This is a genomic window from Clostridium sp. FP2, from assembly GCF_011065955.2.
Lineage (GTDB): Bacteria > Bacillota > Clostridia > Clostridiales > Clostridiaceae > Clostridium_AD > Clostridium_AD tagluense.
In genome coordinates this window covers 72,258-87,010 of the sequence record NZ_JAAMNI020000002.1, presented here as the reverse complement: position 1 = coordinate 87,010, position 14,753 = coordinate 72,258, and the positions used below count along the sequence as shown (strand labels likewise).

The 14,753-nt window shown below is 29.3% G+C and carries 16 protein-coding genes; 3 read left to right on the top strand and 13 right to left on the bottom strand.

Features of this window, described 5'->3' with window-relative positions; genetic code table 11:
• Positions 1-457: 457 nt before the first annotated feature.
• Entirely contained in the window at positions 458-1,720 is a 1,263-nt protein-coding gene (locus G9F71_RS25135; RefSeq protein WP_164952064.1) for a helix-turn-helix transcriptional regulator, read from the top strand.
• A gap of 45 nt (positions 1,721-1,765) precedes the next feature.
• Positions 1,766-1,930, top strand: coding sequence for a hypothetical protein (locus G9F71_RS25130; RefSeq protein WP_164947362.1), 165 nt, complete (start codon positions 1,766-1,768; stop codon positions 1,928-1,930).
• A gap of 312 nt (positions 1,931-2,242) precedes the next feature.
• On the opposite strand, the gene ispG is transcribed toward G9F71_RS25130, so the two are convergent.
• Positions 2,243-3,292 carry a flavodoxin-dependent (E)-4-hydroxy-3-methylbut-2-enyl-diphosphate synthase gene (ispG, locus tag G9F71_RS25125; protein ID WP_164952063.1) on the bottom strand — a complete coding sequence of 350 codons (1,050 nt, stop codon included), beginning with the start codon at positions 3,290-3,292 and terminating at the stop codon, positions 2,243-2,245.
• Positions 3,293-3,453: 161 nt separating this feature from the next.
• Between ispG and G9F71_RS25120 the strand changes: the two genes are divergently transcribed.
• Positions 3,454-4,323, top strand: a complete 870-nt coding sequence (locus tag G9F71_RS25120; protein WP_164952062.1) for a LysR family transcriptional regulator — start codon at positions 3,454-3,456, stop codon at positions 4,321-4,323.
• A gap of 121 nt (positions 4,324-4,444) precedes the next feature.
• On the opposite strand, the gene G9F71_RS25115 is transcribed toward G9F71_RS25120, so the two are convergent.
• The 12 genes from G9F71_RS25115 to G9F71_RS25060 all read right to left on the bottom strand — a co-directional run bounded on the left by G9F71_RS25115 (position 4,445) and on the right by G9F71_RS25060 (position 14,183).
• Positions 4,445-4,942: a hypothetical protein gene (locus G9F71_RS25115; protein ID WP_164952127.1), complete on the bottom strand. Its 498-nt coding sequence runs from the start codon at positions 4,940-4,942 to the stop codon at positions 4,445-4,447.
• Between the two features lie 328 nt (positions 4,943-5,270).
• Positions 5,271-5,726 carry a hypothetical protein gene (locus G9F71_RS25110; RefSeq protein ID WP_164952061.1) on the bottom strand — a complete coding sequence of 152 codons (456 nt, stop codon included), beginning with the start codon at positions 5,724-5,726 and terminating at the stop codon, positions 5,271-5,273.
• A gap of 385 nt (positions 5,727-6,111) precedes the next feature.
• A complete protein-coding gene (locus G9F71_RS25105) occupies positions 6,112-6,348 on the bottom strand; it encodes a DUF2922 domain-containing protein (protein WP_125006667.1) in 237 nt (78 codons plus the stop codon).
• 56 nt (positions 6,349-6,404) lie between these two features.
• Positions 6,405-6,629 (bottom strand): DUF1659 domain-containing protein, encoded by a 225-nt coding sequence (locus G9F71_RS25100; protein WP_164952060.1) that lies wholly within the window; start codon positions 6,627-6,629, stop codon positions 6,405-6,407.
• Positions 6,630-6,697: 68 nt separating this feature from the next.
• Positions 6,698-7,240, bottom strand: coding sequence for a sigma-70 family RNA polymerase sigma factor (locus G9F71_RS25095; protein ID WP_224626875.1), 543 nt, complete (start codon positions 7,238-7,240; stop codon positions 6,698-6,700).
• A gap of 531 nt (positions 7,241-7,771) precedes the next feature.
• The gene (locus G9F71_RS25090) at positions 7,772-8,905 is read right to left on the bottom strand and encodes a hypothetical protein (RefSeq protein ID WP_164952059.1); all 1,134 of its coding nucleotides are present in this window, start codon (positions 8,903-8,905) and stop codon (positions 7,772-7,774) included.
• 353 nt (positions 8,906-9,258) lie between these two features.
• Entirely contained in the window at positions 9,259-9,669 is a 411-nt protein-coding gene (locus G9F71_RS25085; RefSeq protein WP_224626910.1) for an NUDIX hydrolase, read from the bottom strand.
• A 90-nt stretch (positions 9,670-9,759) separates the two neighbouring features.
• Complete coding sequence (locus G9F71_RS25080) at positions 9,760-10,062, bottom strand: MazG nucleotide pyrophosphohydrolase domain-containing protein (protein WP_164952057.1); 303 nt, start codon at positions 10,060-10,062, stop codon at positions 9,760-9,762.
• A 413-nt stretch (positions 10,063-10,475) separates the two neighbouring features.
• The gene (locus G9F71_RS27675; RefSeq protein ID WP_224626874.1) at positions 10,476-11,054 is read right to left on the bottom strand and encodes a CPBP family intramembrane glutamic endopeptidase; all 579 of its coding nucleotides are present in this window, start codon (positions 11,052-11,054) and stop codon (positions 10,476-10,478) included.
• A 293-nt stretch (positions 11,055-11,347) separates the two neighbouring features.
• Entirely contained in the window at positions 11,348-12,157 is an 810-nt protein-coding gene (locus tag G9F71_RS25070; protein ID WP_164952055.1) for a MerR family transcriptional regulator, read from the bottom strand.
• A gap of 194 nt (positions 12,158-12,351) precedes the next feature.
• Positions 12,352-13,536, bottom strand: a complete 1,185-nt coding sequence (locus tag G9F71_RS25065; RefSeq protein ID WP_224626872.1) for an MFS transporter — start codon at positions 13,534-13,536, stop codon at positions 12,352-12,354.
• 161 nt (positions 13,537-13,697) lie between these two features.
• Entirely contained in the window at positions 13,698-14,183 is a 486-nt protein-coding gene (locus tag G9F71_RS25060) for a MarR family transcriptional regulator (RefSeq protein ID WP_164952053.1), read from the bottom strand.
• Positions 14,184-14,753: the final 570 nt, after the last annotated feature.

The window sequence follows — 14,753 nt, the reverse complement described above, 5'->3', positions numbered from 1 at the left end:
TAAACTTGAATATGATACATTTAATAAAAACAACAATACTAGTATAATAATATGTTATCTTGAATGCCTTTCTTTTAAAAAATAATACGCATGGGCGTGTTTAAATATAAGTACTAGTATATGGCACCTATGTTATTAATTGTAAAATAACGTCTATAAACTAGATAAAATAAACGATTGTATTATTTTTTTTATACTATTGTAAAATTCATATCAGGAAGAAGTTTTAAGTGCAAAACAGGAGTTTTACAGCTTAAGGCTTCATTATGTTTAATTTCACAGTAATACTAAATTAAACATAATGCAACTATTTTCATAAACATTTGTTGCTTTATATTATATTTGTTTTTATTTTTAATATATTGTAAATAATGATAAAAAAAACTATAAATTAGTTTTAATATGCTTTATAATTATGATAAATTACTATAAAAAGTGTAGTTGAAAGGTGATCTATATGAAGTTCTTAACTCCAAGTGAAAAAATTAAAGAAACAAGAAAATTTTTAAAAATGAAGCAAGAGGATTTACAAGATGAAAATGTCTCTAGAGGCCTAATAAGCATGATAGAAACGGACCAAAGAGCACTAGCTAAAAATGTAGCAATAAAACTTGCTGAAAAATTTAAACAAAAAGCTAAGGAACTGGATATCAGGTTTGAAATAGATGAAAATTTTTTATTACGTTCCCCTGCAGAGGATGCTGAGCTATATTGTTTAAAAAAACTTGAAGGCTCCATTATAAATGAAGAAATCATTGAAATAGCCTGCAAGTTTAATCTATTAGAAATTAAGGCTTCTTTTTATAGTAAGAAAGGAGATTTTTATCTAGCTAGAAAAGATTATGATAATGCGTTTATTAACTATAATAACTCTATGTCTATTTATAATGATAATAAACAACATGAAATTATTCCACACCTTTACTTCCAAATGGGAATTTGTAAAGCAAGAGATTATAAGTACAATGATGCATTGTCGTATTTTGATATTTGTGAGCGTTATTCAGTGATGTACAAGGATACAAAGACACAAAAATTAGTTTTATATGATATAGCTTTATGCTATAAAAAAATTGATAAATTCGATTTAGCATTAAAAACTATTCAAAAGTATTTACTTTTTTCTAACAAAAAAGACAATTTTTATTTTTATGCTAATTTTCTTAAATCAAACTGCTATAAAGCTATTGGTAAATATGATATTGCTATAGAAATTTATAATTCCTTACGTGCAGAGCTTCCAAAACCTGAAGATCCTTTATTAGGATACATATATAATAACTTAGGGGTCCTATATTTAGATAAGGCTGATTTTAAAACCAGTTTGGAATGCTTTGAAAGGGCTGAAAAGATTAGGAATGCTGTTGATAAAAATAATTTATGTCATACACTTATAGATAAGTCAAAAGTCTTTTTTAGTCAACATTTTTATGCTGAGGCAATCAAAATAATAAATTTAGGTTTAATAAGTGCTGAAACTTATAAAGATTATGAATACTTATTGAAGGGTAATTATAGTCTTTTACATATATATGAAAGCATAGATGACATCTCAAATTTAAAAAAGATTTATTTAGTAATTGCTAATTTATTAAAGGATAACAATAATTTTAGTGAACTTACCTTGCTATATACTAAATTGTCGCTTATATATTTAAATGAAAATGATATTGAAAAAGCAAAAAAATGTCTTATTTTGTCACAAAAATTATATGAATAAGTTGCATTGTTCATGTATACTATATATATGGGGGTGAATATTATTATGAAAAATAAATTGGTAAAATTATTAAGCACAGGGATATGTTGTATTATGGTTTCTTTATTAATATCAACATACATACCACAAAATAGTACAGTAGCATTAGGTTCTAATTCAATAGCCAAAAGTAGTGGTACTATTCTTATTGATGATCCACCTTTTCATTAATCTTAAAATAGATAGGATTTATAGTAATTGCCATTAGTAGTTCTATATAATAGTTATTAAGTTGAACTAATAATAAAGTAAGGGTACCAGTTTAATTTAGGTATTCTTATTTTTTTATATATTTTTCAAAACAACAACAAATATAACTTATTTATGGTTATTATCCTTGTTGTTGTTTTATAGGTTTAACAATATTTAATAGGTAATTCTAAGTTAGTCATATCAACGTGTGTACTTAACTACTACATTTTCATACCGAAGTACTACACTGCTTTTTTATTGTAGTAGCATTCACATTTCCTATCATTATATTTATAGCTTTTCAATTTCTTTCATAAGTTCTTCCACTAAATTTTCTTCTTTAACCTTTTTTATTACTTTGCCCTTTTTAAATATCAAACCCTCACCATTTCCTCCTGCTATACCAATATCCGCTTCTCTAGCTTCTCCTGGTCCATTAACAACGCACCCCATTATAGCTACCTTAATATTTTTTTCACAATTAGCTAATCTTTTTTCTACTTCCTCAGCTATTTTTATAAGATTTATTTTTGTTCTACCACATGTAGGACAGGATACAAACTTAACGCCTTCTTCTATATGACCTAAAGCTTTAAGAATTTCACGACCGACCTTAACCTCATCCAACACATCCCCAGTAAGTGAAACTCTTATAGTATCACCAATACCCTCTGATAAAAGAGTTCCTATACCTATGCTAGATTTTATTGTTCCACGCCACAAAGTTCCAGCTTCTGTAACTCCTAGATGAAGAGGATAATTTACTTTTTCAGAAATCATCCTGTAACTTTCTATCATATGCATCACATTTGAAGATTTTATAGAAATACCTATATCATAAAAATTCAAACTCTCTAATATTCTTACATGCCTTAGAGCACTTTCAACCAAGGCTTCTGGGCAAACTTTTGTATATTTTTCTAAAATGTCCTTTTCTAAAGAACCCGAATTTACTCCAATTCTAATAGGTATATTATTATTTTTTGCAGCTTGGGCTACCATTTTTATTTTATCTATGTTTCCAATATTACCAGGATTTATCCTTAATGCAGCTACCCCACTTTCTATAGATTTAAGTGCTAATTTATAATCAAAATGTATATCTGCTACTAGAGGTATATGAATTTGTTTTATTATATCCTTCAAAGCCTCTGCCGATGCTATATCAAGTACAGCACACCTTATAATGTCACAACCCGCTTTTTCTAAGTTAAGGATTTGATTTACAGTAGCATCTACATCTCTAGTATCTGTATTAGTCATAGACTGCACCGATATCCTTGAATCTCCACCTACATAAATATTTCCTAGCTTTATTTTTTTTGTAATTTTCCTATTCATTAATTTCATCTCCTATAATCTAAGGATATTATCAAAAATTAAAAGTAAACTCTTATTAATTTTTTTGAACTTATATATAGTATAACAAAGGGTTTTCAATTTTAAAAACGAATTATATTAATAATAACAATCGAAATAACAGATAGTAATTGGAGGACTTTATGAATATTGAATCAATGGAAACCTTTGTTATCCTCTCAGAGAATGGAAATTTTACAAAGACTGCCGAACTACAATATTTAGTTCAATCAACAATTTCAAATAGAATAAATGAACTTGAAAAATACGTGGGGAAAAAATTATTTGTAAGAAACAATAAAAATGTAACACTCACAAAGTCAGGAGAGGCCTTTCTACCATATGCTAAAAGGATGATTATGTTAAAAAAAGATGGAATAATAAAAGCCAGATCTGTAGGAGTATATGAGGATAGATTAGCATTAGGATTAGTTGATTCTATATATAAGGGTATTATATCGCCAATAATAAAAGAATATTTTTTAACCTTTCCCAGTATTGCGGTAAAACTTAAAGTTAATCATTCAGAAGAAATTATAAGACTATTAGGTGATGGTATATTAGATATTGGATTTGTTTATACAAAATTTAAATCAAGTAAATTTGAAGTTATTGATTTTTTAGAAGATGAAATAATCCTAGTGACAAGTCCTAAAAATAAAATAGTACTTGAAGAAGAAATTCTTTACTCAGATTTAATAGACTTACCTATGCTTTATGCAGATTTAGGAGAAGATTTTTTTGAATGGTTAAGTAAAGTGTTTGGAAATAGTCCTTTATTAAAACTTTCAGTTGATGAACCTTCCTATGTAATTGATTTTGTTAAAGAAGGCTTTGGTTATGCATTTGTTACTAAATCCGCTGTTAATAGTGAGCTAAAATATGGAGAGTTAATACATGTAAAAATAAAAGATTCCATACCACCTAAAAGGCAAATATATATGTTAATTAATAAAAACAAAAAAAATTCTATTGCAATAAAAAGTTGGTTGGGAATAATCAATATTTCATAATTTAAATATTAGTATTAATAAGGAACATTCATTTTACTTAGCCGAAAAAATAAACAAGAGCATTTATTTACACTCTTGTTTATGAATATTATACCTATGTTGTTATTATATATCTTGATAATTAATCAAATAAATCTATATGAGAAACCTTTATAGTATTACTGGCACTTACGCTTATGTTAAAATTACCACTTGCATTTGCGCCGATAATTCTAATAGTATATTTTCCATCTTTAGGTATAGTAAAATTTAGATTCTCATTGTTATTTAACTCATTTTTTTTTGCTATAATATTATATTCTGAATTTAAAATCACAATGTAAAATTTGCCTTTACTGATTTTTGTATTATCATTAATAGATATTTTATTACCTTTGTTGGATGTGAACTGCATTAAATCCCATTTGCCATTAAATTTTTCAAAGTCAAAACTTTGATTATTTTCACCGATTTCATCATTTCCTTTATAGCCAAAACTTTTTTCGGCTAATTTATCATTGCTTGATAAATAATTATTTGAATCAATATTCGGAAAATAATTCTTGTATAACACTGCCCCTATTCCTAAAATTATTATGGTTATTAAGCAAATGATAATTAAAATACTTCTTTTTTTCATTTTTCTAAGCCCCATTTCTAAAGTATTAGGTATGTTTTTAAAAAAACACGTTAAAAATTTCATAAATAATCCCCAACATATTTTACAATTATATCATAACTAACCATTATTTACTATGGTTTAGAGTTGGTGAGCTATAAGCTATTTATTATATGGGTTGTTAAGCTTTAAGTTAAATTTAACTAAAAAATTATCATTTTGAATGTAAAGTCATAAAGTACACTATAAATAGAGGCACAATGAATTGCGCAACCCTTCTACCCGGAGAAATGAGACGTAAGGATACCTACCTACACGACTCATACCAATATCTACAACATGTTACTAACTATTTATTGCTTGATATTAAATCATTTGCAATTTTAGAAAGTGATTTGCAACTATCCTTATCATTGGGATTCTCGCGTATATATGTTAAATATTTATATAGAAGGCTAGCCTTTTCAGTAACAGCTTGCCATCTACTATCCTTTCTATTCATACACCTGGCAAGGTCACTTAGTGCAGTAACTAATGCTTTATTCCTCCCCATATAATTATATGAAGTCAACTGCGATATAGATAGCGCTGTCTTTAAGCCAGAGGATGCCATTAAATAATTAGAATTTTTTTCATCATCACTCATTATATTATAGTTATATACAAAACAAGACTCGTCGGTTTGTAAATTGCTTTTAAACACTTCATTAGCAACTCGTTTTTGTTCCTTTTGAATAAAAAAGTTATAAAATCCAAAAATCAAACTAATTATTAAGGCTATTGTTAATATTTGAGTTTTTTTCACTATGATTCCACCTTTTCATATAAAGTTTGTTTTATATTTTAGACGATAAGCAAATAAAGGTTCTTTTCAGTTTATTTCGTAATTTAAATTCTCAAAAATAAATAGCGTAACTTCAGTTAGTTTTTGATCGGAATAGGTAACTACTCAATTCCTAAAACAAGTTATACAACGAATCATTTCAGTAATTATGTATAAATAATACCATAATCTCTTTATACAGTAAACATGGATAAAATTAGCTAAGGCATTGCTGATCAGTTATAGATAGGATCACATATGTAAATAAACAAATGGGTACTAAGAGCAGTAAATCTACTCCACCTATGGTGGCAATTATTTAAATAAAAAAAGATTTCACCAAGGTAACCTTAGTGAAATCTTTTTACTATGCTATCTCAACTTCATTAGTATCAGTAACAACTATCTTAGCATCTTTCTTGCCAGTTAATTTGCCACTAGCAGATGCAAATATATCTTTTGCAATAACTAAATCCATAAGAGCATTTGTTTGCGCAGACGTTACAGTTGGAACTCCTTTTTCATCAACTTTAATGTCATCTACAGCTAAAGTAAAATACTTACCTTCTACAGATGTTAAAAATCTCATAACTAATTTATTCATATCACTTTTCCTCCTTTTAATTAATTAACTTAATGTTTTTAATTTTCAGCTACCAACTAAGCATTAACTAAGCTGAACTGATCTTCTCTGTCTATTCCGACTAATGGATAATTTTTAATGTCAGAAATAGCTTGTCCTACAGCAAAAATGTCTGCGTCCACTGCAGTAGTTTTTATATTACCCAATTTTTTTGTTCCATGTTTCTCTTTGCCTTTCTTGTCAATACCCACTATCACAGTAAGCTTTAAGGAACTTGCTACCTTTGTTGATTTAACTGCCATGTTAATCACTCCTTTCAATTTGTTTTCACTGAATATATATGCTTATTTCAATTATTTTCTATAATCTTTTAAATATATTTTTTAAGTTTTTTTAAAGCTTTATCTTTAACCTTTCTATAGTGAGTATAACTATTATCACCATCACAGGCTATTTCGCGAAGACTATCATAGCGTAAGTAAAATCTGGCAACAACGGTCCTCTCAACTGGATCTAATTTTTTCAAGGCCTCATAAAGCCTTTGGGCCTCATCAAAAGCTATTACTTCATCCTCTAATGTAAATTCATAATCGCAAGCTACGCCGAGACGTATAGGCTCCGCACTTGGAACCTCTCTATAGTGTTTTATTTCTCCCTTTAAAAGAGCTTTAAAATTAGTTCTAATAGCATGTATACAGTAACCATCAAAAGTATTGCTACCAAGGTTATAAAGATTTACTGCTTTTATAACAGAAAGATATCCATGCTGAACCAGGTCATCAAATTCATAGGAGGGTATGTGGTAACTTCCAGCTAACTTAATTATCAAAAACTTATACCTTTCAATAATATCCATCAAAGATTTTCTGTCCCCATTCTTTGCTTTTTCAACTAAACTCTCCAGTATAAACACCACCCTTTTTATTTCATATATCTATTATACATATTTTGTAACAATTGTTAAATCATTTTTTTAATCTATTTAAAGCTAAGATTAAAGAAATAATAATACATGAAAAATATCTTCTAATAAATAATACCAAATAATGTATTTACATATATTACAAATACAATAGTGGTTTGTAATATATTAGCAATCTGACACAAGCACCTTGTGTCAGATAAGAAATGGCTCAAATACTAATGTTGTAAAAAAATGTAAATTACCAATTAGATCTAATCTGACATATTGGCTATATTTCAAATATTATGTAATATAAAAACTGGGAATTCTAATTTGCGAAAAGATATGATATAAATTTACCTTGAAGTCCTAACATAAACAGCTATATTTAACAATTATATATATTAATTCTATATTTGTTAAATTTGAATTAAATAATCATCACCGCAGATGATTATTTACGAAATACTATAAAAAGGAAGATGTAAAATGAAAACTGTAGAATCTATAAGAGAATTAAAATTTGTAAATAATGCAAAATCATTTACACCCACAGCGTGCCTCTGCATAGGCTTTTCGAAATGAGTCTTCCGTAAGTTTAATTTCTTCATTTAATATCGTGTCCCTAATCTTATTTATAAAGGTAATATCTATAGTTGGAAAGGTATCTTTAAGATTTTCATTCTTATCTAATTTTATTAAAAGTCCAATTATAACTCTATAAATGCTAGGGCAACTTGATTTTATTTTAGAGGAATAAGCCATAAACACCTCCATATACTTTTGGAAGTCATAACAGGTATGATTTTTTCTATCAGTATAAAAAGGAAATCCACTCCCATCATCCCATTCCTGTAGTAATCCCCAAAATGCAGTTAGCGAACCCAGCTTGTATTTATTAGATTTATCATCAAAATGATTATAGTAAGGATATAATAATTTATCACACCATGGCAAGTCAATTATTCCTCCCATTTCATTTATACAATCATACATTGCATCTATTTTTTCATTAATGTTATCAATACTATTCAAATTTTTGTGACAACTATGTCTATCAGATATATCAATCTCGAGCAGCGGGTTAGAGATATTATTGTCTCTTTCACCGTTATAAAGTATGGAGCCATCATTAACATTTTTAGTAATTATATATAATGAATTTATCTTTTTATTCAATATATTTATTTTTTCATGCAATGCACTTATTTCTTCATGCAATGCATTAATTTTTTCATTAATAATACAAGTGCTATTCAAATTTTTATCACCACTATAACTCTTAGATAAATCATCTTCTAACACTGATTTAGTGTCACTATCTTTCCATTCACCTTTATAAAATATAGAGCCATCACCAATATACATAGTACCCAAGCCATCATAGCTATCTTCTTTAAATTCACCTTCATAAGAAATAATTCCCTCAAGATCATAAATAACACCAATTCTATCCATTTTATCATCTTTATATTCACCTTTATAAATTATAGAGCCATCCCTACGATAAAGTGTACCCATTCCATGCCGGTTACCAGCTTTATACTCACCTTTATAAATTACAGAGCCATCAGTACGATAAAGCGCACCCATGCCATCCCATTTATCATCTTTATATTCACCTACATACATTACAGCACAACAGTCACCATAAATATAAATTTTGTCATTCATTTTTAAAAATTCCCTTCTCTTTTTTATTTAAATATTATACTTGGGGGTGTGTGTAATAATGGAACAGAAAATAATTACACAATGTACTTACCCTTGCATAACCTATTATCACAATTCATTACCCCTTTTTAGCATATTTTTTTGACTGTAAGTTTTGACACCGTCCAATCCTTTGATTATAAGTGTTTTATAGGTGTCAATACTGTTAAGTTATTACATTAATATTTTATACATTTTCTTATACATTGGAATTATAGTAACTATTTAATATTAAGAATAAAAAGAGCATTTCTGCTCTTGATGTTGCACAATATATGAAAATTGAGACTTAACTCATTAATAAGTGAAAGTAATCATGCTTGACCTTGAAAACAATAGGTAGAAGAATTATGAATTAACTTACTAATACCACACTTATGATATGGCATTAGCTCATCTGCTCTTGAAATATCTACCCATGTTATTTCAGATATTTCTTCAGGATTGTCAATTAAAATATTGCCTCCAATAATTACTGCTCTAAATGTAATAAAAATAGCATGTTCTTCCTTTTTCTCAAAAAAACATTCATTAACTGCGATTATATCTCTAATCTTAACTAAAAGACCTGTTTCTTCTTTTACCTCTCTTATAGCTGCTTGCTCTAATGTTTCCACTTCTTCAACTTTACCTCCTGGCATAGACCAAGAGTTAACATCTTTATTATGTACCATTAACACCTGTTCAGTTTCTTTATTGTATATTAAACAATATGCTACATTCACTCTTTTCAATTATAACCACCCCTTTATAAATAATAGATTACAGTTGTGACGTAACTTATAAAAAGTACATTTAAGAATATTGCTTAATTCCTATAATTCTGTGACTCTATCCCACCTTATTCTATTAAGTTTTTCTTTTTCATAAGCACAGCTTTCCATATCAACACCATAAATATTTGCTAATGCCAATACATAATACATAACATCATATAATTCTTCATCAATAGTACCTTTAATTCCATTGTTCATGTCTTGCTTTTTATTTCTTCTAATAGCTTCTGATAATTCTCCAACCTCTTCTATAAGCTTTTGAAAGTATCCATTGCTCCATTCTAAATCAAAATCATTAGTTTTTATATATTCCTGAAGATGTCTAATAGTTAGTTCTTTCATTTTTCATATCTCCTTCATTGTTTATATATTACAATTACCGCCAATAAAAAAACATACTTAATCCATCATAAACTACAGATACGTCTTAATATCGAGGAATATTATACCACTACCGATAAGATCCTTATAGTTTTAGATTTAATTGTGTATTCTCTCTCTTAAGGCAAAAAAATGATCTGACATAAAAGTACTCCTACTCGTGGTGGTAACCGCAAAACGCGGATTTTATACGTTGAGACATATATTACCAAAACACCGATATATTAAAAGAGTTCTTTGAATATATCGGTGTTTTAATTACTCTAAAATATATTTTGAACATATTCCCTAAAAATGAAAAACGTAGGATTTGGGTCATATTATCTCTTATATTTCAACTTAATGCAGAGTTTTCTCATACTCCTTATTTTTAATCAAATAAATAAAAGAATAAATGTCCCAATGACATTTGCTAAAAAATGTGAAATAGTACACGAGTAAATATTCTTAGTTTTTTGATAAATCACGCCATAAATAATATTATCTATAAAAATAAAAAACAAGATATAAATAATAAGAGCTGAAATGGAGCCAGCCGAAAAATTTCCTATAGCAAAAAATAATGAAGTAATGATGATAGCCCAAATTGGTTTTATAATATTGCAAAGCTTAGTCTGGAAAAAACCTCTAAATGCTATTTCCTCAGCAAATGCTAAAATCAATAATTTAGGTATCTGTAAAAACGATTTATCAAATGATAACATCGGTTTTTTGTCTAAAACAGACAAGTAGAACTCTGGTAGGACAAATTTAAGCAAACTAACTGATACAATACCCGAAACAACAGGAATCAAAATTAACCACCAATATTTTTTTATATCAGATAAGACGTTTTTTGGAATAAAACCGATGTCTTCCATTTTTCCTTTGTTCCTTTTGTTTTCAATAAATAAATACAATATTGAAAAAAGAATAGTTAATCTTAAGCCAACAACATTATTTATAATCTTCACTTGTCCATATTTTACAATTATATAGTAATTATAACATAATATATAAAATTTGTTTGCAATATAATTACTTACACCTAACATCGGCTCATATTAAATTAAACTCAAAGAAAACACAGGTTTTTAGCCTGTGTTTTCTTGTTTAAATAGTAGATTAATAGCTTATTATATTAGCGTGATTTCATATGATAATGTTAATTATATTTCAGTAAAAGCACTTCAAAATGGGACCCATTACATTTCTACCCTTGTTGATAAACAATACAATAATGTTGCAACATAAATGCAAATGCAGATTATTTTTTTATCAAAGGTATTTGTAACTCGGTAAGCCATTCATCTTCATTTTCTTTATTCCAAATACCATCGATATAGTTTTCTCGTGGACTGTCAACAATTACATATCCATTATCTTCACTCCACTTAAAAGCAAATGCATATGCCTTTGCAAGTCCAGCATATGATCCCTTGTGCATAACGGAAACCGCAGATACACTTTCAATCTTTCTAAATTTAATATCTCCAGTTTCTTTACCCATTTTTTCTACCGCTTCGCAGAATTCAATGTTAATATCTTTATCTTTGTATTCATTGTCAAGATATTTGATGAAGCAATACGCAGGAACAGTACATTTTAATTCAGGATTTGCCGCAGTAATCTCTTCTCCGATTGCCGGTATGAGCTCAAAATATGAGTCATAACTTGGCACTGTCATTCTCTTTGAATAGATGATGCACTCTGGTAATTCTTTTAAAATCGCTTGATAATTCATAATTAACTCATCCTCTTTCCCTTGTAATATAAATTCAATTCGAGAGAGCTGTGCATTACTTTCAAAGATAGTATCTTCAAGTTCACTTTTTCGTTTTTCCAAAATTAATTCTATACAATGTCCAGATATAATCAGCTTAATTTCATCGATTGATAAACCAACTTGGCGAAAAGACTGAATTTTGTGAAGTTTTATTAACTGTTTCGTTGTATAAAAACGATAGTTTGTTTCCTCATCCACAAATTCAGGTTTTAATAAATCAATTTCATCATAATACCTTAATGCTTTTACTGTAGTTTTCGTAAGTTTGGAAAATTCGCCTATTCGAAACATATTCACATCTCCTTTCCTTGTAAATTAAGATTACAGTATCCTCTAAAGGGAGTGTCAATAAGCCTTTTTATATTATTATGTAAATGCAATAATACTTTATCTTTATATACTATAAATACGGAAACTGTAAAATGCCTATCCATACCCTATAACCTTGTTGCATGCAATTTTACTTCTTATATTGTATAAAATTTTTAAGTATATTGCGGTTGTAATTTCGAGAATAAAATGAGTGATCCAATCATAACACAAGTTGCCACTCCATATAGAATGCCGGGACTGAATGAATATATAGCAGCAGCTGCAAGAGGAACAAGAACTCTGTAAGCGGACTGCAAACTTTGATTTACACCCTGTAAATTTCCTTGGCTATTTTCATCTACAGACTTTGAGAGTCGTCCGTTGTAGGACGGATCGAACAAGCCTTCGCCTAGCGTGATACTCATAACCGCAGCAATAATAAGTACTGGAGATGTGATATGAACGCTAAGAATTATTAGACTAAGTCCCAGTACTAGTCCTAAAAGACCAACAATACCAATATTTCGCTCACTGAACTTCTTAAGAAGAAGCGGTAATAACACAGCTCGCGAAATAATATCGCAGGCTCCAATAATAGTAAAGATACCACCGATAAGCGCAGGCCCCCAGGAGAAAATATCTTTTAAGAAGATGCTGAAATTGAATTGATAGATTCCGAGTCCCACATAGAAGAATCCTCCGACGATGATAAGCGATCTGGCCTCTTTCATGGTGAAAATATCCTTGAACTGACCGAAGATATTGAAACTTTTTATGGAAAAATGGGTTGATCGTTTTTCAGGAGACAGTGATTCCAGCAGAAAGAAATAGGTACAAATAGTGGAGAGGAACATTATACCTGCAGTAACGAAAAATGGAAGTGTAATTGAAATGGCGCCAAGCGGACCTCCCAGTGCAGGCCCTATCATGCATCCTATTCCCATGGCAGCACCTATATAGCTAAACCATTTTGTTCGCTCCTGCGGCTCTGTGCTATCAGCAATGTAAGCAAACAAGGTACTGATATTGCCTGCTGTTAATCCATCAATTATCCTGCCCAGAAAGAGCACCCACAGCGCCCCGCCGACACCAAACAGAATATATCCTATAGCAGATCCGAGTAAACTAATGATTAAAATCTTTTTTCTACCGTAGCGATCGCTTAATGCCCCAAATATTGGCGCTGCAAAAAAAGTGCAAGCCGCAAAAACTGATGCCAGGGCACTCATTCCTACAACTATTTGCGAAGCGGGCAAGTAATTGCCGAGTAAAAATGGCAATAGCGGGAACACCACTGTCATCCCGATTCCATTCATAAGTACAATTCCCACAATGATCCACAAAAAATTTTTACGCATTTAAAATTCCACCTCTCTAAAAAAGAATATGTTTCCTAGGAAACATAACTACTTTATCATTTTATTGTTTCTTTGTCAACAATAAAATGGAGCTGTATCATATGCTGATGTTTCAGCGTTTTGATACAGCCCCGTTTAGGCTAATTTTTGATACAAGCCCATTATTCAAAATCATTTCGATTTGTTATATCTATACCTTGCTTCTTTATTTCTTCATCCAAATGCCTATTATACTTTTCCACGAAGCTAAGCATGATATCAAATTGCTTCTCTGTTACCTGCTCAAATACAGCTTTATCCCTCTCTTGAAACTCTTTATGCAGTTCCTCGTGGACTTTGTTAATTACTTTCCCTTGCGAAGTCAAGCTAAAATAGATTTCTTTTTTGTTATTTGGCTTCTGGTAGCTTTCGATAATTCCTTTTTTTATGAGCTTCTTAGTTAGTTTACTTATGGCACCCCTAGTCACATAAAAGGACTCCGCAAGTTTTGTCACGTTGGAATCTACATTTCTTTCAATGTATTCTATGCAATGTACTTCAAAAGAGTTATAACCCTTAAAACGGTCTTTCATCTTAGGCTTATTAAGCGAAACCGTCTTGTTGTATATGTCCCTGAAACCCATTAAAACCTGTTCTTCTTTGTTCATATCTTGTCCTCCCACCTGTTGGTGTATTAACAATATTATAGTACACTTTTGTTTCTATTTCAACAATGTTAAAGTGGTTATTTTAAGAATTGAGCTACATCTCTGAAACATTTTTTTCGTGTAATCATAATACTTCTGAAACAGGCTGGAATCAGGATTACCCTGATCAAACACGAGAATCAGCTTATCCTTAAATTGCTACAGGTTTTCTTGCATATAGGGACTCAAAACCTAAAAATCAAAATGATAATTTATTTAAATAAAACTATACTAAATTTACACAATACCAATTGAGTTACTTTCAGTGTGAGGCTATTATACATTTTAAAACAATTGTAAATATACATAATTTATGGTAATCATGGTATAATCGAATATATATTGTTAGCCTAAATTATAAAATAAGACGGATTAAAGTAGTTAAGGAGAATTAGTATGTATAAAGAAGGAGCTGAATCCTTATCTTTACTAAAAGAACAATGGAATACCAATTTCATCTTATTATTACATAACATTTTTTAATTAATTGTAACATTATTACCCCATACTGGATATTAAAAAAGATTACAC

Bases quoted from the DNA above. Each gene is read 5' to 3' on its own strand.
- G9F71_RS25115 (WP_164952127.1), bottom strand. From the start codon at position 4,942: ATGAAAAAAAGAAGTATTTTAATTATCATTTGCTTAATAACCATAATA.
- G9F71_RS25130 (WP_164947362.1), top strand. From the start codon at position 1,766: ATGAAAAATAAATTGGTAAAATTATTAAGCACAGGGATATGTTGTATT.
- G9F71_RS25135 (WP_164952064.1), top strand. From the start codon at position 458: ATGAAGTTCTTAACTCCAAGTGAAAAAATTAAAGAAACAAGAAAATTT.
- G9F71_RS25080 (WP_164952057.1), bottom strand. From the start codon at position 10,062: ATGAAAGAACTAACTATTAGACATCTTCAGGAATATATAAAAACTAAT.
- G9F71_RS25100 (WP_164952060.1), bottom strand. From the start codon at position 6,629: ATGGCAGTTAAATCAACAAAGGTAGCAAGTTCCTTAAAGCTTACTGTG.
- G9F71_RS25120 (WP_164952062.1), top strand. From the start codon at position 3,454: ATGAATATTGAATCAATGGAAACCTTTGTTATCCTCTCAGAGAATGGA.
- G9F71_RS25065 (WP_224626872.1), bottom strand. From the start codon at position 13,536: ATGCGTAAAAATTTTTTGTGGATCATTGTGGGAATTGTACTTATGAAT.
- G9F71_RS25090 (WP_164952059.1), bottom strand. From the start codon at position 8,905: ATGAATGACAAAATTTATATTTATGGTGACTGTTGTGCTGTAATGTAT.
- G9F71_RS25060 (WP_164952053.1), bottom strand. From the start codon at position 14,183: ATGAACAAAGAAGAACAGGTTTTAATGGGTTTCAGGGACATATACAAC.
- G9F71_RS25105 (WP_125006667.1), bottom strand. From the start codon at position 6,348: ATGAATAAATTAGTTATGAGATTTTTAACATCTGTAGAAGGTAAGTAT.
- G9F71_RS25070 (WP_164952055.1), bottom strand. From the start codon at position 12,157: ATGTTTCGAATAGGCGAATTTTCCAAACTTACGAAAACTACAGTAAAA.
- ispG (WP_164952063.1), bottom strand. From the start codon at position 3,292: ATGAATAGGAAAATTACAAAAAAAATAAAGCTAGGAAATATTTATGTA.